20 protein-coding genes are annotated in these 24,665 nt (G+C 39.0%); 18 read left to right on the top strand and 2 right to left on the bottom strand.

Features of this window, described 5'->3' with window-relative positions; genetic code table 11:
* Positions 1-65: 65 nt before the first annotated feature.
* The 18 genes from tig to folE all read left to right on the top strand — a co-directional run bounded on the left by tig (position 66) and on the right by folE (position 20,802).
* Entirely contained in the window at positions 66-1,412 is a 1,347-nt protein-coding gene (tig, locus tag I6E24_RS05235) for a trigger factor (RefSeq protein ID WP_235326817.1), read from the top strand.
* A gap of 154 nt (positions 1,413-1,566) precedes the next feature.
* Positions 1,567-2,238 (top strand): ATP-dependent Clp endopeptidase proteolytic subunit ClpP, encoded by a 672-nt coding sequence (gene clpP, locus I6E24_RS05230; RefSeq protein WP_235326815.1) that lies wholly within the window; start codon positions 1,567-1,569, stop codon positions 2,236-2,238.
* Between the two features lie 32 nt (positions 2,239-2,270).
* On the top strand, positions 2,271-3,521 hold the full coding sequence (clpX, locus tag I6E24_RS05225; protein WP_235326813.1) for an ATP-dependent Clp protease ATP-binding subunit ClpX: 1,251 nt from the start codon (positions 2,271-2,273) through the stop codon (positions 3,519-3,521).
* A gap of 134 nt (positions 3,522-3,655) precedes the next feature.
* The gene (gene recQ / locus I6E24_RS05220; RefSeq protein WP_235326811.1) at positions 3,656-5,839 is read left to right on the top strand and encodes a DNA helicase RecQ; all 2,184 of its coding nucleotides are present in this window, start codon (positions 3,656-3,658) and stop codon (positions 5,837-5,839) included.
* Positions 5,840-5,985: 146 nt separating this feature from the next.
* Complete coding sequence (guaB, locus tag I6E24_RS05215; RefSeq protein ID WP_235326809.1) at positions 5,986-7,461, top strand: IMP dehydrogenase; 1,476 nt, start codon at positions 5,986-5,988, stop codon at positions 7,459-7,461.
* A 179-nt stretch (positions 7,462-7,640) separates the two neighbouring features.
* Positions 7,641-8,732 (top strand): hypothetical protein, encoded by a 1,092-nt coding sequence (locus I6E24_RS05210; protein ID WP_235326807.1) that lies wholly within the window; start codon positions 7,641-7,643, stop codon positions 8,730-8,732.
* Between the two features lie 75 nt (positions 8,733-8,807).
* Positions 8,808-9,632: a peptidylprolyl isomerase gene (locus I6E24_RS05205; RefSeq protein ID WP_317218724.1), complete on the top strand. Its 825-nt coding sequence runs from the start codon at positions 8,808-8,810 to the stop codon at positions 9,630-9,632.
* On the top strand, positions 9,625-10,998 hold the full coding sequence (locus I6E24_RS05200; RefSeq protein WP_235326805.1) for a peptidylprolyl isomerase: 1,374 nt from the start codon (positions 9,625-9,627) through the stop codon (positions 10,996-10,998). The genes I6E24_RS05205 and I6E24_RS05200 overlap by 8 nt, the downstream gene beginning before the upstream one ends.
* A 29-nt stretch (positions 10,999-11,027) precedes the next feature.
* Positions 11,028-12,695: an OstA-like protein gene (locus I6E24_RS05195; protein ID WP_235326803.1), complete on the top strand. Its 1,668-nt coding sequence runs from the start codon at positions 11,028-11,030 to the stop codon at positions 12,693-12,695.
* An 8-nt stretch (positions 12,696-12,703) separates the two neighbouring features.
* On the top strand, positions 12,704-13,000 hold the full coding sequence (locus tag I6E24_RS05190) for a hypothetical protein (RefSeq protein ID WP_235326801.1): 297 nt from the start codon (positions 12,704-12,706) through the stop codon (positions 12,998-13,000).
* A gap of 24 nt (positions 13,001-13,024) precedes the next feature.
* Positions 13,025-14,923 carry a DNA mismatch repair endonuclease MutL gene (mutL, locus tag I6E24_RS05185; RefSeq protein WP_235326799.1) on the top strand — a complete coding sequence of 633 codons (1,899 nt, stop codon included), beginning with the start codon at positions 13,025-13,027 and terminating at the stop codon, positions 14,921-14,923.
* Positions 14,924-15,078: 155 nt separating this feature from the next.
* Positions 15,079-15,705, top strand: coding sequence for a DUF3256 family protein (locus tag I6E24_RS05180; RefSeq protein ID WP_235326797.1), 627 nt, complete (start codon positions 15,079-15,081; stop codon positions 15,703-15,705).
* Positions 15,706-15,938: 233 nt separating this feature from the next.
* Complete coding sequence (locus I6E24_RS05175) at positions 15,939-16,847, top strand: peptidoglycan DD-metalloendopeptidase family protein (protein WP_235326795.1); 909 nt, start codon at positions 15,939-15,941, stop codon at positions 16,845-16,847.
* Positions 16,848-16,985: 138 nt separating this feature from the next.
* The gene (locus tag I6E24_RS05170; RefSeq protein ID WP_235326793.1) at positions 16,986-17,528 is read left to right on the top strand and encodes a DUF1599 domain-containing protein; all 543 of its coding nucleotides are present in this window, start codon (positions 16,986-16,988) and stop codon (positions 17,526-17,528) included.
* Positions 17,518-18,840, top strand: a complete 1,323-nt coding sequence (locus I6E24_RS05165) for a BT_3928 family protein (RefSeq protein WP_235326791.1) — start codon at positions 17,518-17,520, stop codon at positions 18,838-18,840. The genes I6E24_RS05170 and I6E24_RS05165 overlap by 11 nt, the downstream gene beginning before the upstream one ends.
* 42 nt (positions 18,841-18,882) lie before the next feature.
* Positions 18,883-19,638, top strand: a complete 756-nt coding sequence (gene tpiA / locus I6E24_RS05160) for a triose-phosphate isomerase (RefSeq protein ID WP_235326788.1) — start codon at positions 18,883-18,885, stop codon at positions 19,636-19,638.
* Positions 19,639-19,742: 104 nt separating this feature from the next.
* Entirely contained in the window at positions 19,743-20,201 is a 459-nt protein-coding gene (locus I6E24_RS05155; protein ID WP_394800362.1) for an SPOR domain-containing protein, read from the top strand.
* A 22-nt stretch (positions 20,202-20,223) separates the two neighbouring features.
* Entirely contained in the window at positions 20,224-20,802 is a 579-nt protein-coding gene (gene folE, locus I6E24_RS05150) for a GTP cyclohydrolase I FolE (protein WP_394800361.1), read from the top strand.
* Here folE and dnaG read toward each other — a convergent pair.
* Both dnaG and I6E24_RS05140 read right to left on the bottom strand, forming a co-directional pair.
* The gene (gene dnaG / locus I6E24_RS05145) at positions 20,799-22,964 is read right to left on the bottom strand and encodes a DNA primase (RefSeq protein WP_235326784.1); all 2,166 of its coding nucleotides are present in this window, start codon (positions 22,962-22,964) and stop codon (positions 20,799-20,801) included. The two genes, folE and dnaG, sit on opposite strands and share 4 nt — an antisense overlap.
* A 102-nt stretch (positions 22,965-23,066) precedes the next feature.
* Positions 23,067-24,068, bottom strand: coding sequence for a malate dehydrogenase (locus I6E24_RS05140; RefSeq protein ID WP_235326782.1), 1,002 nt, complete (start codon positions 24,066-24,068; stop codon positions 23,067-23,069).
* Between the last annotated feature and the right edge of the window lie 597 nt (positions 24,069-24,665).

Below are 24,665 nucleotides of genomic sequence, written 5' to 3'. Positions count from 1 at the left end.
TGCACACCCCAAAAAGTTTATACTTTTGAAAATAAGAATAATAATTAATATAAAACACTTAAGAAATGAATATTTCATTACAGAATGTAAGCAGTGTTAGTGCTGTACTTACTGCGCAAATCGAAAAAGCAGACTATCAGGAAAAAGTTGAGAAAGCGTTGAAGACACTTCGCCAGAGAGTGAATATGCCTGGTTTCCGTAAGGGTATGGTTCCAATGGGACTTATCAAAAAACAGTATGGTGTATCTGTACTTCTTGAAGAAGTTGACAAACTGTTGCAGGAAAAAGTTGGTGAATATATCCGCGAAAACAAAGTGAACATGCTGGGTACTCCACTTCCAAAGGAAAACAACGCTAACTTCGAAAAAGACGAAAACTTTGAATTTTCTTTCGATATCGCTTTGGCTCCTGAATTCTCTATCGAATTGTCAAACAATGATACTGTAGACTACTATGATATAGATGTAACAGACGAAATGGTAGAACAGCAGGTTAATATGTACAGACAGCGTACAGCTAAATATGACAAAGTGGAAGACTATCAGGATAAAGATATGCTGAAAGGTCTTTTGGCTGAACTTGACGAAAATGGTAATACTAAAGAGGGTGGTGTTCAGGTTGAAGGTGCAGTTATGATGCCTACATACATGAAGAACGACGACCAGAAAGCTATCTTCAACGATGCTAAGGTAAACACTGTATTGGTGTTCAACCCATCTGTAGCTTTCGACAACAACGAAGCTGAACTTGCTTCTCTTCTGAAAGTTAAGAAAGAAGAAGTTGCTAACTACAAAGGTAACTTCAGCTTCCAGATTGAAGAAATCACTCGTATGATTCCGGGTGAATTGAATCAGGAATTGTTCGATCAGGTTCTTGGCGAAGGTAAAGCTTCAAACGAAGAAGAATTCCGTGCTCAGGTTAAGGAAAGCATCGCTACTCAGTTCGTAGCAGACAGCGACTATAAGTTCCTTATCGACTTGCGTACTTACACAATGGGTAAGGTTGGTAAATTGGAATTTGCTGACGACTTGATGAAGCGTATCATGCTTGACAATAACAAGGAAAAAGGCGAAGAATACGTGAACGAAAACTACGAAAAGAGCCTTGAAGAACTTACATGGCACTTGATTAAGGAAAAACTTGTTGAAGCTAACGGTATCAAGATTGAGCAGGCTGACATCCAGAATATGGCTAAGGAAGCTACTCGTGCTCAGTTCGCTCAGTACGGTATGATCAATGTTCCTGAAGAATTGCTTGAAAACTACTCTAAGGAAATGCTTAAGAAGCGTGAAAGCGTAGAAGCTCTTGTGAACAGAGCTATTGAAGCTAAGCTTGCTGAAGCTGTTAAGGGTCAGGTAACATTGAACCACAAAGCTGTATCTGTAGAAGATTTCAACAAAATGTTTCAGTAATATAATTCCAGGCTGAAGTTAATTGCTGAGGCTTATAAAATGGAAGAGGCTTTTAACCGAGGCTTTTCTGGTTGGTGCAAGCTCTTGTCCTGTACTCGGAAAAGAAATGGCTAAAAGTCTCTTTCTGTATTTTTACAAGTAAAAAATATAACTTATGAATGATTTTAGAAAATATGCAACCAAGCATTTGGGTATGAGCAGTATGGTGCTCGACGATGTTATAAAGTCGCAGGCTGGTTATCTGAATCCGTATATCCTTGAGGAAAGACAGCTGAATGTTACTCAGCTTGATGTGTTCTCACGTTTGATGATGGATCGTATCATCTTTTTGGGGACAGAAATCAATGATTACACTGCCAATACCTTGCAGGCTCAGTTGCTATATCTTGACTCAATAGATTCAAGTAGAGACATCTCAATATATATAAACTCTCCTGGTGGCTCGGTATATGCCGGATTGGGTATTTATGACACTATGCAGTTCATCAGCAGTGATGTGGCTACGTTCTGTACCGGTCTTGCTGCTTCTATGGCTGCCGTATTGCTTGTAGCTGGTCAGGAAGGCAAACGTTCAGCATTGACACATTCGCGCGTGATGATTCACCAGCCTCTTGGTGGTGCTCAAGGACAGGCTTCTGATATCGAAATAACAGCTCGTGAGATATTGAAGCTGAAAAAAGAACTTTATACTATTGTGGCTGAACATTCACATACTGATTTTGATAAAGTATGGGCTGACTCTGACAGAGATTACTGGATGACTGCACAGGAAGCTAAGGAATATGGTATTATTGACGAGGTTATGTCTCGTAAGCCTTCTTTGTAAACAAAAAACTTAAGAACTAAAATTTATAGTCATTGGAAAATTCAAAAACAACTAGAAATAGAAACAAGTGCAGCTTTTGTGGACGTACAGAAAATGAGGTGAGTTTTCTGATAACCGGTGTAAATGGCTGTATTTGTGATTCATGTGTGGAGCAGGCACATGAGATTGTAAAGGAAGCCAACAAACGTTCTAATTCAGGAAAGGCAGGTAATCTTCAGTTGGAAGAATTGCCTAAGCCTGCTGAAATTAAGGCTTTTCTTGATCAATATGTTATAGGTCAGGATGATGCCAAAAGATACTTGTCTGTGGCTGTATACAATCATTATAAACGTTTGCTCCAGGTCTCGGACAGCAATGATGTGGAAATTGAAAAATCCAATATTATAATGGTTGGTAGTACCGGTACAGGTAAGACACTGCTTGCACGTACTATAGCTAAACTGTTGAAAGTGCCATTCACTATTGTTGATGCTACTGTCTTGACTGAGGCAGGCTATGTAGGTGAAGATATTGAGAGTTTGCTGACACGTTTACTTCAGGTTGCCGACTATAATGTCGAAGAAGCTGAGCGTGGTATTGTGTTTATTGACGAGATAGACAAAATTGCGCGTAAAGGTGATAATCCTTCAATCACACGTGACGTTAGCGGTGAAGGTGTTCAGCAAGGTTTGCTGAAATTGCTGGAGGGCTCTATTGTGAACGTTCCGCCACAAGGAGGACGAAAACATCCTGACCAGAAGATGATTCCTGTCAACACGAAGAATATTCTGTTTATCTGTGGAGGGGCGTTCGAAGGTATAGAACGCAAGATAGCACAGCGAATGAATACTAACGTGGTAGGATATAACTCTATCAAGGAGGCTGTCAAGATAGACCGCAGCAATATGATGCAATATATTGCACCTCAGGATTTGAAATCGTTTGGACTGATACCTGAAATTATCGGTCGTCTTCCTATTCTGACTTATCTTAATCCTCTTGACAGAAATGCGTTGCGTAATATATTGACAGAACCAAAGAACTCTATTATCAAACAATACATTAAACTTCTTGAAATGGATGGTGTGAAACTTGTTTTCCAACCAGAAGTTTTGGAGTATATTGTAGACAAGGCGGTAGAGTACAAACTGGGTGCCCGCGGATTGAGAGCCATTGTTGAGACAATAATGATTGATGTGATGTACAGTGTACCTTCACGAAATGTAAGTGAATTTGTCGTAACATTGGAATATGCCAAGGAGCAGATGGAAAAGTCGAATATCTCACGTTTGCAGTCTGTTTAAATTGATTAAGAAAAAAATGCATGTCTTGACGATTTTTTTTCTTCTTTTATTTGCGTAATATTGAAAGTTGTTTATAACTTTGTTACATAAGAACTTTTCAGTATATCGTAAAATCATTTAATTCATAGGAAGCAATGGCGGAAAAAATCAATTTGACAGAGCAGTTGAAGAAGTATTTCGGTTTTGATACTTTCAAAGGAAACCAGGAAGCTATTATTAGAAGCCTTCTTGATGGTAATGATACTTTTGTGTTGATGCCTACAGGTGGAGGAAAATCGCTGTGCTATCAGTTGCCTTCACTTTTAATGGAAGGAACTGCTATTGTGATTTCACCGCTGATTGCACTTATGAAGAATCAGGTAGATGCTATGCGTAACTTTAGCGAAGAAGATGGTGTTGCTCATTTCATTAATTCTTCGTTGTCCAAGTCGGCTATAGACCAGGTTAAATCTGATATTTCTTCTGGTAAAACTAAATTGTTATATGTGGCACCGGAGTCACTCACGAAGGAGGAAAATGTGGATTTTCTTAAGCATGTGAAAATTTCATTTTATGCCATCGATGAGGCTCACTGTATATCTGAATGGGGGCACGACTTCCGTCCCGAATACAGAAGAATACGTCCAATTATCAACGAGATTGGTAAAGCACCTGTCATTGCATTGACAGCTACTGCTACTCCTAAAGTGAAAATGGATATTCAGAAAAACTTGGGAATGACAGATGCGGCTGAATTTAAGTCTTCATTCAATCGTCCTAATTTGTATTACGAGGTACGTCCGAAAACAAATAATATTGACCGTGATATTATAAAGTTTATTAAGCAGAATCCTGAGAAATCCGGAATTATTTATTGCTTAAGCAGGAAGAAAGTTGAAGAATTGGCTGAAATCTTGGTTGCAAACGGTATTAAGGCAAGGCCATATCATGCAGGTATGGATGCTTCTACAAGAAATGCCAATCAGGATGATTTCCTGAAAGAGAATATCGATGTCATTGTCGCTACAATAGCTTTCGGTATGGGTATAGACAAACCGGACGTAAGGTATGTATTGCATTATGATATTCCAAAGAGTCTTGAAGGGTATTATCAGGAAACAGGACGTGCGGGAAGAGATGGTGGAGAAGGTCAGTGTATAGCATTCTATTCGAACAAGGATTTGCAGAAATTGGAGAAGTTCATGCAGGGTAAACCTGTGTCTGAACAGGAAATAGGAAAACAGCTTCTTCTTGAAACTGCGGCTTATGCTGAGTCATCAGTTTGTAGAAGAAAAATATTGTTACACTATTTCGGTGAGGAATATACTGAAGATAATTGTGGTAATTGTGATAACTGTTTAAATCCAAAGAAACAAGTGGAGGCTCAGGAATTATTGTGTGCAGTGATTGAAACAATCGTTGCAGTTAAAGAAAATTTCAAACAAGATTATATTATAGATGTATTGCTCGGAAAAGAAACATCAGAAGTGTTGGCTCATAAACATGATGAACTGGAAGTATTCGGTTCGGGAATGGGAGAAGAGGAGCGCTTATGGAATTCAGTGATACGTCAGGCTTTAATAGCCGGATATCTGGTTAAGGATGTTGAGAATTATGGATTGCTTAAAGTAACACCAAGCGGGCATAAATTCCTCAAGAATCCGAAATCATTCAAAATAGTTGAAGATACAGATTTCGATGAAGATGAAGTAGAAGAAACTCCGATGCGTGGAGGAGCATCGTGTGCGGTGGATCCTGTGCTATACTCGATGCTTAAGGATTTGCGCAAAAAGATGTCAAAGAAACTGGATGTACCACCTTATGTGATTTTCCAGGATCCATCTTTGGAAGCTATGGCTACTATTTATCCTGTGACTCTTGAAGAATTGCAGAACATTCCAGGTGTAGGTGCTGGAAAGGCTAAACGATATGGTCAGGAATTCTGTGATCTGATAAAGACTCATTGCGAAGAGAATGAAATTGACAGACCTGAAGATTTGAGAGTACGTACAGTGGCCAATAAGTCAAAACTAAAAGTGTCGATTATACAGAGTATTGACAGAAAAGTGGCTCTTGATGATATAGCAGTGGCTAAAGGTATAGATTTCGTTGATTTGCTGGATGAGGTTGAGGCTATAGTTTATTCAGGAACAAAACTTAATATAGACTACTTCCTTGAAGAGATTATGGATGAGGATCACATGCTTGACATTTATGATTATTTCAAGGAATCTGAAACAGATAAGATAGAGGATGCCATGGACGAACTTGGTGATGATTACACTGAAGAGGAAATAAGACTTGTTAGGATCAAGTTTATTTCAGAAATGGCAAATTGAAAAATATTTATTTGGCTTCGCTCTCCTATGTGGTTGAGCGAAGCTTTTTTTGTCATAAAAATATGTTAATGTGTTTCATACTATTTATATAATTCGTATAAAAATAGTATATTTGCACGCAATAATAATCAAAAGCATAAAGCCCTATGTCATTTATTGCAGATAAAGTTGTTATGGATGGATTGACTTACGATGATGTTTTGTTAATCCCTGCCTATTCTGAAGTATTACCTAAAACAGTCGAACTAACGACTAAGTTCTCAAGAAACATCGAGTTGAAAATCCCTTTTGTGACTGCTGCTATGGATACAGTTACAGAATCTCAGATGGCTATTGCTATTGCCAGAGAGGGTGGTATCGGTGTAATCCACAAAAATATGTCTATCGCTGAGCAGGCTCGTCAGGTGGCAACAGTGAAACGTGCTGAAAACGGTATGATTTCAAATCCTGTTACTATCAACAGAGATGCAAAAGTTAAGGATGCCTTGAATATCATGGCTGAATATAAGATTGGCGGTATTCCAGTTGTGGATAACGAGAATTATCTTGTTGGTATCGTGACTAATCGTGACCTTCGTTTTGAGAAGGATATGGAAAAGCAGATACAGGAGGTGATGACTTCTGAAAATATCATAACTACTAAGCAGTCAACAGATATGGAAACTGCAGCTCAAATTCTTCAGGAGAACAAGATTGAAAAACTTCCTGTAGTTGATGAGAATGGTAAATTGATAGGTCTTATCACATATAAGGATATTACTAAGGCTAAAGACAAACCAATGGCTTGTAAGGATGCACAGGGACGTCTGCGTGTTGCTGCCGGTGTTGGAGTAACAGCCGATACTCTGGAACGTATGGAGGCTTTGGTAAATGCAGGTGCAGATGCTATCGTTATTGATACAGCACACGGACACTCTAAATATGTGATTGACAAACTTAAGGAAGCTAAACAACGTTTCCCTAATGTAGATATCGTTGTTGGTAACGTGGCTACAGGTGCTGCGGCAAAGGCTTTGGTAGAAGCTGGTGCTGATGCTGTTAAGGTAGGTATCGGTCCTGGTTCAATCTGTACAACTCGTGTAGTAGCAGGTGTTGGTGTTCCTCAGCTTTCAGCTGTTTACGATGTAGCTAAGGCTTTGGAAGGTACTGGAGTTCCTTTGATTGCCGATGGTGGATTGCGTTATTCTGGAGATGTGGTTAAAGCATTGGCTGCAGGTGGATATAGTGTAATGATCGGTTCGCTTGTTGCAGGTACAGAAGAAGCTCCTGGTGATACAATTATTTTCAACGGACGTAAATTTAAATCATATCGTGGTATGGGTTCTTTGGAAGCAATGGAAAATGGTTCTAAAGACCGTTATTTCCAGGGATCGACTACAGATGTAAAGAAACTGGTTCCGGAAGGTATCGCAGCTCGTGTTCCTTACAAAGGTACTCTTTATGAGGTGATTTATCAGTTGACTGGTGGTTTGCGTGCTGGTATGGGATATTGTGGTGCACATAATATTATGGAACTTCATAATGCTAAGTTTACTCGCATAACAAACGCAGGTGTATTGGAAAGTCATCCACACGATGTAGCTATTACAAGTGAAGCTCCAAACTATAGCCGTCCTCAATAATAAGAATATAATATAATATTAGAGTTGGCATGGATTGTATATAATGCGCTTACGCTTATGTATAATCCATGCCTTTTTGTTATGATATGATAAGAATTCTCATGGTTTGCTCTCTGTTGTTTTTATGGGGGGGATGTCTGTTTGCTTATAATGATGAAGAGTTTGTTGATAAAGTCATTATGAAAATAGATGATGAAAAAGTCTATTTGTCAGAGTTTGACTTCTTGTATTCCAATATAGGCAAATATAATGATTGCTCAAAGGATGAGTATTTTCATTATTTTTCAAGATATAAGTTGAAAGCTTTTGATGCTAAGCGACTGGGGCTTGATAAAAAACTGGATAAAGCAGTAAAAGATGCTGTAAGAAAAGAAATAGAATCAACTTCCAGTATAAGTGAAAATAGTACTGATGCTTCATTGATTTATTTGTTGACATACAGAGTTCCTCAGAATGAGGATACAGATTGTGGATTGGAGTTCATGAATGAAGTGTATTTAAAGTTAAAATCAGGGATAAAAGTTGATGATATATGCTATGCAATTTCTGATGAAAGATTCTTATGTGAGGAAATCCATAATAAGGATTATATATTGGATGAGGTCGAAAGTGAATTATGTAAATGTAACAAAGCAGGATTTTCCAGGCCTTTTAAATCACCCGAAGGAATTCATATTCTTATAAATTCAAATTCAGATATATCCCGATGTAATTTTGAAAATTGTGTAGATGATATTTTGTTGGCTTTACAGTGGGATAAGTATTATAATGAAAATTTGAAGAAATATTCTGATGGCGATTTAAAGGATTTTTTTGAAGAAAACAAAAAGAAATACAGATGGGAATTCCCTCATTTCAAGGGTGCAGTAATCCACTGTAAGAATAAAAAAGCCGCAAAAAGAATAAGAAAAAAAATAAAAAGACAGCCTATTGAAAATTGGAAGGGGATTATTGAAAGAATGATGAATGATAATCCTGATTATGATGCGTTGGTTGATGTCGGGTTGTTTCAGATAGGTGAGAATGCATATATTGATAAGCTGGTTTTTAAATGCGGTGAATATAAAACACTTGAGGATTATCCTTATATATTTACTGTAGGAAAGTGCCTGGATTATATGCCGGAAAACTATAAGGATGTTTACGATGTTATTATTCAGGATTATTATATTGAGCATGAAGATGCATACTTTGATGATTTGGAACGCAATTTTAAGGTAGAAAAGTATATAGACGTTTTAAAAACCGTTAATTCTGATGGAAGTAATTGATTTATACAGTATCTTCGTTCACAGATTTGTATAATGATGAATAATAGATGCTTTTCTAGTTTAATATCTGTTTTAGTGTTACTGCCATACGGTTGTACTAAAACGGTAGACCATAAGGGAAAAACTCCTTTGGTCCAAGTTGGCAAGGACTTTCTTTATAAGGAAGAGGTCGTTACGGCAATACCACCCGGAGTTTCTGAACAGGATAGTTTGGAGATTGCTGATAGATATATAAGAAACTGGATAGACGATGTTCTATTGTATAAAAAAGCTGAAGGTAATATTCCTGATAATGACAGAATAGATGAATTAGTCAAGTCGTACAGGAAGACATTGATAACACATTCTTATATAGAGCAGATTGTAAGTCAAGAAGTTGAAAGTAATATTTCTGAAACTGAGATTGAAAACTATTATAATAAAAACAACGGGATATTTCTTGCCAGAGAACCATATGTCAAGGGATTGTATATAAAGGTCCCTAAAACGGCATCGGGCGTGTCTCAGGTAAGGCAATGGTATAAAGATCCTTCAGAACGTTCTGTTGACAGACTGGAGAAATACGGTTTGCGCAATGCTGTTGATTATGAATATTTTTATGACAGATGGCGACCGCTGAACGAAATAATGTTGAGGATGCCTATCAATGAGACTGAAAAAAACAGATATACCAAGGAAAAGAATATTGAAGTAAGCGATACTGCATTTTATTATTTTTTGCATGTAGAAGAAATTCTTGGTCAAGGTGAAGTATTACCGTTGGAGTATGCCGGTAAAGATATAAAAGAGATACTAATGAATACTAAGAGAGTTGAGTTTATAACAAGGATGAAAGAAGACTTGTATAAAGAAGCCTCTGAAAATAATGATATAAAATATTTTAATAGCTCAAATGAATAAATTAAATGTCAGAAAAGTAAGTTTATTCCTGCTTTTGATGATTGTAGGATTAACAGTTAAGGCCCAGGACAATGTGATTGACGAGGTCGTTTGGGTAGTTGGAGATGAAGCAATTCTAAAATCAGACGTTGAAAACGAGCGTCTTAATGCACAATATGAGGGAAGACGTTTCGATGGAGACCCATATTGCGTTATTCCTGAAGAACTTGCTGTACAGAAACTTTTCTTACATCAGGCGGAAATTGACAGTGTGGAAGTGTCTGAGCAGGAAGTTATTCAGAAGGTTGAGCAGCAGACTGCATGGCTTATAGATCAGATAGGCTCTAAAGAGAAAATGGAGGAATATTATAATAAGACATCTACACAAATACGTGAGATGTTGAGAGAAAACATAAGAAATGGTCTCATTGTTCAGCAGATGCAGCGTGAGTTAGTGGGAGATATCAAGCTTACTCCTGCTGAGGTGAGAAATTATTTCAAGAACCTTCCTGCAGATAGTATTCCGAGCATTCCTACTCAAGTGGAGGTTCAGATTATCACACGTGAACCTAAAATCAAGGAAGAGGAAATAGAAAGAGTGAAGAAGAAATTACGTGATTTCACAGAACAGATATATAAAGGCGAATCGTCATTTTCTGTATTGGCAATGTATTATTCGGAAGATCCGGGTTCTGCACGTCGCGGGGGTGAATATGGATTTACAGGTAGAGGTGAGTTGACTCCAGAGTTTGCCAATGTGATTTTCAATATGACAGATCCCAAAAAGATTTCGAAAGTGTTCGAAACTGAATATGGCTTTCATATAGCACAGCTTATTGAAAAACGTGGTGACCGTGTGAGCTATCGTCATATATTGATGAAGCCAAAAGTAGATGAAGCAGAGATTGAAGAGGCTTTGAACAAGCTTGATACCTTGGCTAATGATATAAGAAAAGGTAAGGTTACTTTTGATGAGGCTGCGACTTGGGTATCACAGGATAAGGATACAAAAAATAATCACGGATTGCTTGCAAATCCACAGACAGGTACTTCACGTTTCGAAATGCAGCACTTGGCAGGTCTCGTTTCTCAGGAAGTGGCAAAAGTTGTTGAGGGCATGCAGATAGGCGAAATATCAAAACCTTTCACAATGATTAACTCAAAAGGTAAAGAGGTTTGTGCTATCGTTAAATTGAAAAACAGAATTGATGCACATAAAGCTACTATCACTGAGGATTATCAGAGACTGAAAAGTATGGTGACTGCAAAACGTAGTGAAGAAATAATTCAGAAGTGGATTGTTGAAAAACAGAAGAATACATACGTCCGAATAAATCCAAGTTGGAGAAAATGCGATTTTAAATATCCGGGATGGATCAAAGAATGATAACTTACATTATTGCCTAAATAGACAGAATGTTTTACATAAAGAATAAAATAATGTTTTTTGGCGGGCAGAGAGTACTGGTGTTGTGTGCTCTCTGCCTGTTGGGCTTTTGCTTGACTGCTGCCAATTGGCAGGATGACAGAACACAGACACAGCCTAAACAGAAAAGTAAGGTGTATTTGTTGCGTGCCGATAAACTGAAGAAAGATGCACTGCATCCGGATGCACAAATAGTAGTAGGTAATGTGGTTTTCCGTCATGACAGTGTGTATATGTATTGCGATAGTGCGTATTATTATGACAAGATAAACTCTTTTGAGGCATTCAGTAATGTACGTATGGAGCAGGGAGATACTCTCTTCTTGTATGGCGACAGGTTATATTATGACGGACTGACGCAAATTGCGCAGATGAGAATGAACGTAAGAATGGAGAACAGAACCACTACTTTGCTTACGGATAGTTTGAATTATGACAGAATATTTAATCTTGGTTATTTCTTTGATGGAGGAACTATGATGGACGATCAGAACGTTCTTACTTCAGAATGGGGAGAATATAGTCCGGCAACCAAGATGTCTGTTTTCTATTACAATGTGAAATTGGAGAATCCACAGTTCACAATGTTGTCTGATACCCTGAAATACAGTACACTGACAAAGGTGGCGAATATAGTCGGTCCTTCGGATATTTATAGTGACAACAATTATATTTATTCAGAATCCGGTTATTATGATACTCAAACAGGTAAAGCTGACCTGTATCAGCGCTCTGTGCTGACAAGTGACAGTAAACAGTTGACTGGAGATTCGTTGTTTTACGATAGAAATACCGGTATAGGCGAGGCATTTTCAAACATAGTCATGACTGATACTCTCAATAAAAACATGATGTTGGGAGATTATGGCTATTATAACGAAATACAGAAAAGTGCATTTGTAACCAAGAATGCATTGGCCATAGATTATTCACAGGGTGATAGTCTTTTTCTTCATGCTGATACTCTGAGTATGAATACTTTTCATCTTGACACAGACTCTATGTACAGAGAGGTCAAGGCTTACCATAAAGCCAGGTTTTACAGAACAGATGTTCAAGGAGTGGCAGATTCACTTGTCTTTTCTTCGAAAGACTCATGCTTGATAATGTATAAGGATCCTGTTCTTTGGAATAACAACCAGCAGTTGCTAGGGGAACAGATTAATATATACATGAATGACAGTACGATAGACTGGGCCCATATAATCAATCAGGCTCTTTCTGTTGAGCAGATACCTGTAGATACTACATTGTTCAACCAAATTTCAGGAAAGGAAATCAAGGCATATTTTGAGGACGGTCTTATGGAAAAAGTCGAGGTTATAGGTTCTGTGAGACTCGTTTATTACCCAATGGACTCTGACAGTCTGCTTATAGGAATGAATGTTTCTGAAACCAGTCAGCTCGACATTTATTTGGAAAATCAGCAATTGGAGCGAATGGTGATGAGTCCTAAGTCGAATGGAACTCTTTATCCTATGACTCAAATACCTTTGGATAAGAGTCATCTTGATAATTTTGTATGGTTTGACTATATTCGTCCTTTAAATAAAAAGGATATATTTATGTGGAGAAGCAAAAAACTTGAGGATCAGCTCAAGAAGAGTGTAAGAGGACCAATAGAATTGCCTAATCAACATTTGTTTAACGATAAATAGATAATATTATGGGAATGTTTACAATGAAAAAACCTAGGCCGTATCACCATGAGTATATCTATGTGGACGAGCGTAAGGAAAAATTGCAGAAGATTGAGGAAACTGCAAAACGTGAACTAGGTATGTTGCCGCCTAAGGAATTTTCTCCGAAAGATATCAGAGGAAAGTTTGTAGAAGGAACCACATATCTTAAACGTCGTAAGGAAAGTGGTAGAAAACCACTTAGCTATGCAACTTTGTTTGTAGCAATATTATTATTGCTTTATATCTTACATTATCTCGTGACAGGTAGCTTTACTTTTTGATTTAATAAAGGAGAGACATAATTTATGAGCGATATAATCCGTTTGTTGCCCGATTCTGTTGCCAATCAGATTGCCGCGGGTGAGGTAATACAGAGACCTGCTTCGGTAATAAAGGAATTGGTGGAAAATGCCATAGATGCTGGAGCTGGACATATTGATGTGTCTGTGACAGATGCCGGAAAAACCTGTATACAAGTGATAGACAATGGTAAAGGTATGTCGGAAACAGATGCACGTCTGGCTTTCGAACGTCATGCGACTTCAAAGATACGTGAAGCTTCGGATTTGTTCGCTCTACGGACAATGGGATTCCGTGGAGAGGCTTTGGCGTCCATAGCAGCTGTAGCTGAAGTTGAATTAAGGACAAAACAGCACGGTGAAGAATTGGGAACATCAATCTTTATAGCCGGTTCCAAAGTAGAAAAGCAGGAGCCTGTGGCATGTCCGGAAGGCAGTAATTTTATTGTACGTAACTTGTTTTTCAATGTTCCTGCACGAAGAAAATTTTTGAAATCTAACCAGACAGAACTTAGCAATATAATCTCCGAATTTGAAAGGATTGCTCTTGTAAATCCTGAAGTGTCATTTACATTCCATCATAACGGAACTGAAATTCTTAATCTACCGGCTATACAGTTGAGGCAGCGTATAATGGGAGTGTTCGGTAAAAAACTGAATCAGGATCTCCTTTCTCTGGATATCGACACTACGATGGTGAAAATACATGGTTTCATCGGTAAACCGGAGACAGCCAGAAAGAAAGGAGCGCGTCAGTTCTTTTTTGTAAATGGCAGATATATGCGCCATCCATATTTTCATAAGGCTGTAGCCGATGCATACGAACATCTTATCCCTACTGGCGAACAGGTGTCATATTTTATATATTTTGATGTTGACCCTGCAAATATCGACGTAAATATCCACCCTACAAAGACCGAAATAAAGTTCGAGAACGAACAGGCCATCTGGCAGATATTATCTGCAGCTGTGAAAGAGACGTTGGGTCGATTCAATGCAGTACCATCGATAGATTTCGATACTGAAGGAATGCCTGACATTCCGGCTATTGATATGGCAGGTTCTTTTGGAGGAGGTGCTCCCGTCACGTCATACGACCCTACATATAATCCGTTCAACCAGTCTTCTTCTATTGTTCCTCCTTCTTCATATTCATCAGCAGGAAAGAAAAAAACGGAATGGGAGCCATTCTATCAAGGCCTGGAAAGACACGAACGTCAGACGGACGATACTATCCCGGCATTTCCGGACGATATGGTTTTCTCCGGAAAATATCATGAAACAGAAGATACTGCCGAGCCGACTATATATGATGAACATCCTGATGCTGTCATTACAGAGAAAGCAGCACAGCATTATCAGTACAAAGGGACTTACATTCTCACGTCCGTTAAGTCCGGGCTTATGATCATCGACCAACATAGAGCACACGTAAGGATATTATATGACAAGTATATGGATCAGATACAGAAACACGTTGGCTTGTCGCAGCGTATGCTTTTTCCTGATATGATTCATTTTTCGCCTTCCGAAGTACCAGTATTGGAAGAAATTATGGACGATTTGACATCGTTAGGATTTGAGCTCAGTTCGCTAGGCGGAGGAACATATTCCATTAATGGCGTACCGGCCGATATTGAAGGACTCAATCCTGAACAGCTTATAACCAATATTGTTCATTCGGCAATAGAGAAAGGTTGTAAAGTGAAAGAAGAAGTGCAAAGCATGATAGCGCTTTCGATGGCACGTGCATCTGCTATTGTTGCAGGTCAGGTGCTTTCCAACGATGAAATGAATGCTTTGGTTGACGGACTTTTCTCTGCACCGTCACCTAATTATACACCGGACGGAAAGACTGTTCTTGCACTTATGAACGATGATGATATAGAGAAACTGTTCCGTTGAATCCGTATATTTTCCGCTTCAAACTACAGTTTGAAGAGCTGCTAACTACAGTGTGCAGCATTACATACTATAGTTTGATGCACTGCACACTATAGTTTGCACCTGGAAATATCAGAGAGTTTTCAATGTTTTTTTTATACTTTTATAATGTAAATATGAGATTTATTCTATTGTTTTCCATGCTATTAAGCCTTTCGGCTAATGCACAAAATATAAATTCAGTGTTCGTATCAATGCCTGATTCGCTATCTCCGTTGTTGACCAAAGTCAATCGTCAGGATTTTGCCGATTTTCTTGCATCGGGAATGAAGGCTGTTGTAAAGAACAGGTTTGGAGGTGAATCGGAAATGTTGAAACTTACGGACGATTATCTGAAAATTAAAACCACAGAATCATCGTCAGAAGAAATGAAACTGTTGCCGTTGAATGACTCGGTAAATGTGGTTTGTGTGATAAAAACTTATAGCGGACCGGCAGAAGATAGTCAGGTGTCTTTTTATTCTACAGAATGGAAGAAATTGTCATTGAATGATTTCATATCACTACCTCAGCATGAAGATTTTTACAAAGCTTCAAATGACAGTATAAACATTGTTACAAAAGAAGAATTTACAGATGAAATGTTTATAATGAAGGCCGAACTTTCGGATAAGGATAATAGTATAGTATTTAAGTGTAATACTGTTGAAACCATGGGTAAGGAAAATGTTGATATTATTAAACAGCATACAGTGGATTCCTTGAAATATAACTGGAATGGTGGAGTATACGTAAAGGAATAATAACATCTGTGGTATAGGAAAATATGTTGCTCAACATGTAATGTTAGTAATTACGTATATAGTGTATGAAAATACGTAAAAAATACTTAATCTGATTTGCCAGCCTCCTCAAAAAAACTTATCTTTACGATGTTTTTTTGAAAACCTTTATAGTTTTGAGTTGTTACGTATAAGGTATAATATGTATATTACATGTTTATCTCATACGAGAATATAAAAATATTAACGATAAAATGCTTATTAAAATTCTAAGAACATTATCAGTTGCAGCTTTTGCTTTGGTGTCTGTCAATACTTCGGCACAGGACTTGTTGGCCAAGCAGGCACCCATAGATAGGAAGCTAAAGTCTGTCGACTCATTGGCTTTGGTACGTCAGATTGAAACAGAACAAGCCTTTTATCCGGCTTATTCACTATATCCGGAGTGGAGTAATGAAAGGGTTCATGCCTACGGAAAAGATGTGAGAATACCAGATACATTCAGAATAGACCTAACGGGATTTTGTATGCCTACTCCGCATACTAAGATTACTTCTAAGTGTGGTCCGAGATGGAGACGTATGCACAACGGACTCGATATAAAGGTGTATATCGGCGATACTATACGTGCTGCATTCAGTGGAAGAGTGAGAATTGTGAGATACGAACGTTCGGGTTATGGCAAGTATGTAGTAATTCGTCACGATAACGGTCTGGAAACTATTTACGGACACCTTTCAAAACAGTTGGTAAAGGAAGACCAGTTTGTAAAAGCAGGAGAGGTAATCGGTTTGGGTGGTAATACCGGTCGTTCTACAGGTTCGCACTTACATTTCGAAACAAGATTACTAGGTCAGGTAATCAATCCTGAATTCCTTTTCGATTTCCCAAAGCAGGATATTGTGGCAGACAGCTATTTGTTCATAAAGGGAGCAAATATGTATAATTATCAGCGTACAAGGGCATTGGCTGCACTGAAGAAAGGTGACATGAAGAAGGTTACAGCGGCTGCAAACTCTATACGTTATCATAAAATTAAAAGTGGCGACACTTTGGGCTCAATATCAAGAAAATATCACGTATCTATTGACAAGCTGTGTAGCTTGAATGGTATAAAACGTAATACGGTTCTCAGAATCGGACAGGTGTTGCGTTGTTCATAATTCTGTATAATACTTTAATATAGAATCTTATTTGACGTTTATATGATTAAAAAAGGTGGAAAGCAAAAGCATTTCCACCTTTTTTATTATGTGTTTATACGAAAAATAAGTAACTTTGCCACATATTCAATTATGTTTATGAAAGATACTAAACAACAGTTTGAACACGTTATAGAGATATGTCGTAGCCTTTACGAAAAGAAATTGCATGATTACGGCGCAGCGTGGCGCATCATGCGTCCGTCATCTGTAACTGACCAGATATTCATAAAGGCGAACCGCATACGCAGCATAGAAGTAAAAGGGGTTGCCCTTATCGACGAAGGTATCCGTTCGGAATTCATCGCAATTGTTAATTATGGTATTATAGGTCTTATCCAGTTGGAACTGGGCTTTGCTGAGACCAACGATATGAGTATAGATCGTGCACTTGAAATGTACGACAAATATGCCAAGAAGGCATTGGAGCTCATGTTGGCAAAGAATCATGATTATGATGAAGCATGGCGAAGTATGCGTATATCATCATACACAGACCTTATTCTGATGAAGATATATAGAACCAAGCAGATAGAGTCGCTTGGTGGTGAGACTTTGGTTTCAGAGGGTGTAGATGCCAACTATATGGATATGATTAATTATTCTGTGTTCGGACTAATAAAACTTGAATTTGGAGAATAAGTATATACATAGGGTTGTTTATGTAGGAGTCAACGTATGTCGTTTCCTGTTGGCTGTGGTATTCCTGTTTTCTGGATTTGTTAAGGCTAACGATCCGATGGGTACTGTATACAAAGTGCAGGACTATTTTGAGGTGTGGGGACTAGCTGGGTGGAATTCCGGCTTTGTACCATATCTGATTGCCTGGATAATGGCTGTTGTGGAATTCACTTTGGGCTCCTATATGCTTTTCGGAATCAGGCGCAGGTTGGCCTCAATATCATGTTTGCTTTTCATGGTCGTAATGACTCCGCTTACTCTATGGCTCGCCGTGGCAAATCCTATTTCGGATTGTGGTTGTTTTGGTGATGCAATTCATCTGTCAAACTGGGATACTTTCTGGAAGAATATCGTTCTCCTTCTGGCATCCATAGTTGTAGTTTTCCGAAGCAGAAGTATCTTTAAATTAGTGACGGACAAGATGGACTGGCTTGTGGCAATGTATAGTACTGTGTTCATTTTTCTGTTCACTTATTTCACATTGAGCCATCTGCCGGTTTTCGATTTCCGACCGTATCATCTTGGTGCAGACATCAAAGCAGGCATGGAAATTCCTGACGGTGTGAAACTTCCGGTATACGAAACTATTTTCACATATCAGAAAGATGGAATACAAAAGGAATTTACGATAGATAATTTTCCAACAGATTCTACCTGGAAATTTGTTGAGTCGAAAACGATACTTAAGGAAGCGGGTTATGAGCCACCCATTAAGGATTTCGTTGTGATATCTAACGACGATGGTTTCGACATTACTGACGAAATTCTGAACAGTGACTATGTGTTCCTTTTGGTTTCTCCATGGCTGGAAAATGCTGATGACAGCTCCATGGACTTGATAAACGAAGTATATGATTATTCATTGGATTATGGATATAGATTCTATTGTGTAACGGCATCATCGGATGAGGCTATCTCAAGATGGCAGGATTATACCGGAGCCGAATATCCGTTTGCGACAATGGACGAGATAACACTTAAAACCATAATTCGCTCTAACCCGGGACTTGTACTTCTTAAAAACGGTCGCGTTATAAAAAAATGGAGCAATTTTTCTTTTCCTGATGAATACCAGCTGTCAGGTCCGTTGGACGAGTTGCCGATAGGACAACTGGAAGATGATACTATGTTGTCAAAGGTGACAGAAATGCTGGCATGGTTCTTTGGACCGCTTATTCTGTTCATAATGATTGATTTGTTATGGTTGAGCATACATCGGAAAAAGAAGTTTGTGCCGGCTTCCGAACAAGGCAGTAGTGACAAAAAGAATTGATTATAACCTTTTATATTTAACTAATTAATTATTTCAAACAAGATGAGAAAAAACATTGTAGCAGGTAACTGGAAAATGAACAAGAACCTGCAAGAAGGTATTGCTTTGGCAAAAGAATTGAATGAAGCTTTGACAGCAGACAAACCAAACTGCGACGTAGTAATCTGTACTCCGTTCATCCACTTGGCTTCTGTAACTCCTATCGTTGACAGCGCAATCATCGGCGTAGGTGCAGAAAACTGTGCAGACAAAGTTTCTGGTGCATATACAGGTGAAGTTTCTGCTGAAATGGTAGCTTCTACAGGTGCTCAGTACGTAATCCTTGGTCACTCTGAACGTCGTGCTTACTATCACGAAACAGTAGAAATCCTTGAAGAAAAGGTTAAACTTGCTTTGGCTAACAACTTGAAACCAATCTTCTGTATCGGTGAAGTTCTTGAAGAACGCGAAGCTAACAAGCAGAATGAAGTAGTAGAAGCTCAGTTGGCATCAGTATTCTCATTGTCAGCTGAAGATTTCGGTAAAGTAATCTTGGCTTACGAACCAGTTTGGGCCATCGGTACAGGTAAGACTGCTACTCCAGAACAGGCTCAGGAAATCCACGCTCACATCCGTTCTTTGGTTGCTGCTAAATACGGTAACGAAGTAGCTGAAAACACTTCTATCCTTTACGGTGGTAGCTGCAAACCTTCAAACGCTAAGGAATTGTTTGCTAATCCTGATGTTGACGGTGGTCTTATCGGTGGAGCTGCATTGAAAGTTGCTGACTTCAAGGGTATCATCGACGCATTCAAATAATTTATTTGCAGACTCGAAAACGTCTGTAGTGTAATATTATTCGACAGTATTCCGGGCATTGCTGTCCGGAATACTGTCTTTAAAAATTTAATCCAACCGGTATGATGAAATATCTTTTATCTTTTATCTTTACTATATCTTCGGGCGCAGCTTTGGCGCAGAGCAATATAGTGGAAAGTCTGCAAACCAATGTACCAGGACAGGGTAAAGTGACAGTGCATCAGGATGCACAAATAACCGAAATGATAGGCAAACGTTTTGTCAGAACTGGTGCTTCGGAAGCACAGAGAGTGATAAAGACGCGCGGTTATCGTGTGCAGGTCTATGCAGGTAATAACTCCAGACAGGCCAGGGATGAGGCGAACTCAGTAGCGGAAAAGGTAAAGGAAAAATTTCCTGATATGCCGGTATATACATTCTTTCAGCCTCCACGCTGGCTATGCAGGGTAGGCGATTATAAAAGCATTGAGGAAGCTCATGTTGCAATGAGACAACTGAAAGCTGCCGGTAATTTTAAGGAAGTTGCAATAGTGCGTGAACAGATAAACATTCATATAGAGTAATATAATGATGATGACAACTGATATGATAAACTGGCCTGAGGAAAAGGTACAGAAACTGATGGGACACTATAAGGAAATCCTGTCTTTGCTTGGTGAAGACCCTGAACGTGAAGGACTGTTGAAGACTCCCGAACGTGTGGCAAAGGCTATGCTTACTCTCACCAGAGGATACGACATGGACCCTAAGGCTGTGCTTAACTCTGCTAAATTCCAGGAGGAATACAGTCAGATGGTCATTGTGAAGGATATAGATTTCTTCTCTTTATGCGAACATCACATGCTCCCGTTCTACGGTAAGGCCCATGTGGCTTATATTCCTAACGGATATATTACGGGATTGAGCAAGATTGCGCGTGTGGTGGATATATTTTCACACCGATTGCAAGTACAGGAAAGAATGACTCTGCAGATAAAGGAGTGCATTCAGGAAACATTGAATCCGCTTGGAGTGATGGTTGTAGTTGAGGCTAAGCACATGTGTATGCAGATGCGTGGTGTAGAGAAACAGAACTCAATAACCACAACATCCGACTTCACTGGGGCTTTCAATCAGGCAAAGACTCGTGAGGAGTTCATGAACCTTATCCGAAACAACCGTTAATACAGGCTTGTAGTACGGTCGCCTGCATCTTTCAGAATCATATTCTGTGTTTCGGTCAAGTCTTTGAAATGTGCCATTATCTCTGCACTTTTTTCCGGATTTGAAGCCACGGCAGGGTCGTTCAGAGCTTGAAGCGTATGTTTCATCTCTTCTTTTAGAATAGATATCTTAAAATCCAGCAGCAGACGGGGAACAAGTTCATAAAGGCGTTCTTCGTCTGTTATTATTTTCTGTCCTTTAGAATGATAATTACTGAGCTGGTATCTGTCGCTAGACATGTCGGCTGCGGTCTTGCTTATTTCCGGGTCAGGATTTGACAGGAAATATCTCTCTGCCACAAAGTTCTCATTGTGAACATTCTCTTCAGCTTCCTTCAGTATCTTTCTGTGTACAGGATTGTGGAACTGTATGTCGTCAACTCTCAGATTATATGCAATGTATTCAGTTACGGTGAGAGGTTGTTCGTTGCCTTCTTCGTCTTCTACACAGCACACTATTTTCTCGCCATATCTGATAATCATTTTCACCAGACTTTCTTCCTGCTTGTAGAAAACTTTGTTCTCATTTCCCTGTGCCGGGATATATGATGAGTATGTATCAACCGGTGATACCACTTCCGGCGTTAATTCAGGAGGAGGTATATTGCCTTCCGGAGGAAGGACAGGAGTGTCGGTTGGCGCGATAGCAAGATTGTTCGTTGGTAGAACTGTATTTGCTACATCGTTACTGTCTGAGTTGTTGTTTGCAGTCTGCTGCTCTACTTGCTGTGCTGTAGCGATAGCCTGTTGTCTTCTGCTGTACTCTTCTCTCTGTCTTTTTCTCTCTTCCTCCTTTTCCTTGTTTTCAACAGCCTGTTCAATAAGTTTCGCAGTAGCTTCAACCAGTATTTTCTCGTCCATCTTAAGCAGCTGGCTGCACTCTCTGATATATACAGAACGGACTATACTGTCAGGGATGACAGATATGCTTTTTACTATGCTTGAAATAAGTTCGGCTCTTTTGATAGGATCTTTACCTGCTTCGTCCATCAGCAGGTTGGTCTTGAAGCGTATGAAGTCTACCTCATTGTTGTTGATGTATGCCTGATACTCTGTTGCATTATGCTTTCTGGCAAAACTGTCAGGGTCCTCACCGTCAGGAAGCAGACATACCTTTATATTCATGCCTTCTTCAAGAATCATGTCGATACCGCGGATGCTGGCTTTTATACCCGCACCGTCGCCATCGTATAACACTGTGATGTTGCTTGTAAATCTGTGTATCAGTCTGATTTGGTCCGAAGTAAGCGCTGTACCTGATGATGCCACTACGTTCTCAATACCGCTTTGGTGCATTGAGATAACGTCAGTGTAACCTTCTACGAGGAAACATCTGTCCTGTCGGATTATAGATTGTTTGGCAAAGTATATTCCGTACAGTTCCTTGCTCTTATGATAAATTTCAGATTCGGGAGAGTTGACGTACTTCATCTGTACGTTCTTTGTTGCAGCGCTGAGTACACGGCCTCCGAATGCTACTACTTTTCCTGTGATGTTATGAACAGGGAAAATCACACGTCCCCAGAAACGGTCGCGTATGGTTCTTCCATCGTCCTTCATGTAGCACAATCCGGTTTTGAGCAGAAGTTCCTGCTTGTAGCCTTTCTGAACGGCTGTTTTTGCCAGTGCATCTTTTTGTTCCGTACAATATCCAAGTTGGAATTTCTTTATAATATCGTCGCGGAATCCTCTCTGACGGAAATAGGTCATACCTATGCTTTGTCCGTCAACGTTGTTGTATAAGATGTCCTGGAAATATTCTGCTGCAAACTGATTTACAAGGAAAAGGCTTTCTCTGAGTCCTTGTGATTGCTTTTCTTCCTTTGTAAGCTCTCTTTCCTTGATTTCTATATTGTACTTCTTTGCAAGCCATTTCAGAGCCTCGTAGTATGACAGCTGTTCGTGCTCCATAATGAAATGTACGGCGTTTCCACCTTTTCCACAGCTGAAGCACTTGCAAACTCCTTTGCTTGGAGAAACGCTGAATGATGGAGTCTTTTCGTTATGGAATGGACACAAACCAACGTAGTTGACTCCACGCTTGCGCAGAGTAACGAAATCGGAAACAACATCAACTATTTGTGCTGCATCAAGAATTCTGTCTATGGTGGCCTGATCTATCATACAAGATGCAAAAGTACATAAAAAATTATGATTTATGGGCATAAAAATAGGGGAAACCACATATGCGGTTTCCCCTGATATAATTTAAAACCTGAATATCAATTATTTAATATTTGGGTTCAATGCGTTCCATTCTGATACTGGAGGAAGAACGCCCATTGCGATAACTTCGTCACGAAGATCGCACAAGTGTTCGTAGCTCTTATCCAAAGCAGCCTGTTCTTCAGCTGTACCGTTCAATTCTGCACAGTGACAACCTTCAGTGTCGATAGAAGTTTCCCAAGCCATCATGATGTGATCATACTTATCGTTTGATACGTATGTACCAGCTGGCCAACGGAATGCTTTACCACCCATAGCAGCACCAATCATTTCGATAGAAACGTATGATGGGCTCTGGAATGAAGAACGTCCGCGGAGGTTGATGATGTTAGCACCACCCTTAGTTACTTTCTGCTGGATTTCTGCCCACTGTTCAGTGCTAAGAGCTTCAGTACCGATGATGTCAGTCAAAGCCTTACCGTTAACTTTAGCTGTAGAAGCGAATACAGCCATCTGTTCGCCGTGGCCACCGTATGTACGGCAGTTTTCAACAGCGTCCATAGAAACACCGAAGTGTTTAGCCAATTCGCTGCGAAGACGAGTTGAGTCAAGAGCTGCAAGAGTTGTAACCTGACCTGGTTTCAAACCAGAATATAACAATGTGATAAGACCAGTGATATCAGCTGGGTTGAAGATAACAACGATATGTTTTACATCAGGGCAGTAAGCCTTAACGTTCTTACCGAATTCTTCAGCGATAGCTGCGTTACCTTTAAGAAGGTCTTCACGAGTCATACCTGCTTTACGAGCAGCACCACCTGAGTTTACAATATATTTAGCACCTGTCAAAGCTTCTTTGATATCAGAAGTGAAAGTGATGTTTACACCTTCAAAGCCGCAGTGGAACAATTCTTCTGCTACACCTTCCAAACCTGGAGCGTATGGGTCATACAAGCAGATGTTATTAGTCAAGCCCATCATGATTGCAGTCTGAGCCATGTTAGAACCGATCATACCGGCAGCACCTACGATAGTAAGTTTTTCGTTTGTTACAAATTCCATAATTCTAATTATTTATGTTATGTTATAAAAGTGTTTTTATTGTCTGTCTTTCTTTCTTCCGCTACAAAGTTAAGAAATTATCGAAGAAATAATAGATTTACCGATGGCAAATAAATAGTATTTTCTGTGCTTTTATACTTAATTACGGAAAAAAATCATTATTTCATTTTAGATGTATTGAAATTGTAATGATGATGTTGCAATTATGGAGATAGTTTTATTTATAAAAAAAAGCGCCATTCATCATTTTGAATGCCGCCGGCTTCCTAAAAGAACCCCCCATTTTAGGGTTCTTTGTTTCTTTGGTTTTTCTAGTCTTAATTGTTATCCTTCTTAATCTTTTCTTTTTACCTTAGCACTAAACCTATTTACCTTTTATCCCTTAAACTGAAAACCTTTTACCTAATTTTACTAATACCTTTTTTTACCTTAAACCTAATACCTTAATTTTACCTTTAACTAATAACCTTAATCTAATACCTTTTACCTTTTTATTTTTATACCTTAAGTAAGTCTAATACCTTTTATTTTTGTGCTATTTATTAATTTACTCTCTGGTTTCACAACCACGATACAAAGGTATGGATATTTTTTTAT

The organism is Bacteroides caecigallinarum (assembly GCF_021530995.1).
GTDB classification, from domain to species: Bacteria; Bacteroidota; Bacteroidia; order Bacteroidales; family Bacteroidaceae; genus Phocaeicola; species Phocaeicola faecigallinarum.
This window is presented reverse-complemented; position numbering and strand designations above follow the sequence as displayed.

Bases quoted from the DNA above. Each gene is read 5' to 3' on its own strand.
- tig (WP_235326817.1), top strand. From the start codon at position 66: ATGAATATTTCATTACAGAATGTAAGCAGTGTTAGTGCTGTACTTACT.
- clpP (WP_235326815.1), top strand. From the start codon at position 1,567: ATGAATGATTTTAGAAAATATGCAACCAAGCATTTGGGTATGAGCAGT.
- recQ (WP_235326811.1), top strand. From the start codon at position 3,656: ATGGCGGAAAAAATCAATTTGACAGAGCAGTTGAAGAAGTATTTCGGT.
- guaB (WP_235326809.1), top strand. From the start codon at position 5,986: ATGTCATTTATTGCAGATAAAGTTGTTATGGATGGATTGACTTACGAT.
- I6E24_RS05210 (WP_235326807.1), top strand. From the start codon at position 7,641: ATGAAAATAGATGATGAAAAAGTCTATTTGTCAGAGTTTGACTTCTTG.
- I6E24_RS05200 (WP_235326805.1), top strand. From the start codon at position 9,625: ATGAATAAATTAAATGTCAGAAAAGTAAGTTTATTCCTGCTTTTGATG.
- I6E24_RS05195 (WP_235326803.1), top strand. From the start codon at position 11,028: ATGTTTTACATAAAGAATAAAATAATGTTTTTTGGCGGGCAGAGAGTA.
- I6E24_RS05190 (WP_235326801.1), top strand. From the start codon at position 12,704: ATGGGAATGTTTACAATGAAAAAACCTAGGCCGTATCACCATGAGTAT.
- mutL (WP_235326799.1), top strand. From the start codon at position 13,025: ATGAGCGATATAATCCGTTTGTTGCCCGATTCTGTTGCCAATCAGATT.
- I6E24_RS05180 (WP_235326797.1), top strand. From the start codon at position 15,079: ATGAGATTTATTCTATTGTTTTCCATGCTATTAAGCCTTTCGGCTAAT.
- I6E24_RS05175 (WP_235326795.1), top strand. From the start codon at position 15,939: ATGCTTATTAAAATTCTAAGAACATTATCAGTTGCAGCTTTTGCTTTG.
- I6E24_RS05170 (WP_235326793.1), top strand. From the start codon at position 16,986: ATGAAAGATACTAAACAACAGTTTGAACACGTTATAGAGATATGTCGT.
- tpiA (WP_235326788.1), top strand. From the start codon at position 18,883: ATGAGAAAAAACATTGTAGCAGGTAACTGGAAAATGAACAAGAACCTG.
- I6E24_RS05155 (WP_394800362.1), top strand. From the start codon at position 19,743: ATGAAATATCTTTTATCTTTTATCTTTACTATATCTTCGGGCGCAGCT.
- folE (WP_394800361.1), top strand. From the start codon at position 20,224: ATGATAAACTGGCCTGAGGAAAAGGTACAGAAACTGATGGGACACTAT.
- dnaG (WP_235326784.1), bottom strand. From the start codon at position 22,964: ATGATAGATCAGGCCACCATAGACAGAATTCTTGATGCAGCACAAATA.
- I6E24_RS05140 (WP_235326782.1), bottom strand. From the start codon at position 24,068: ATGGAATTTGTAACAAACGAAAAACTTACTATCGTAGGTGCTGCCGGT.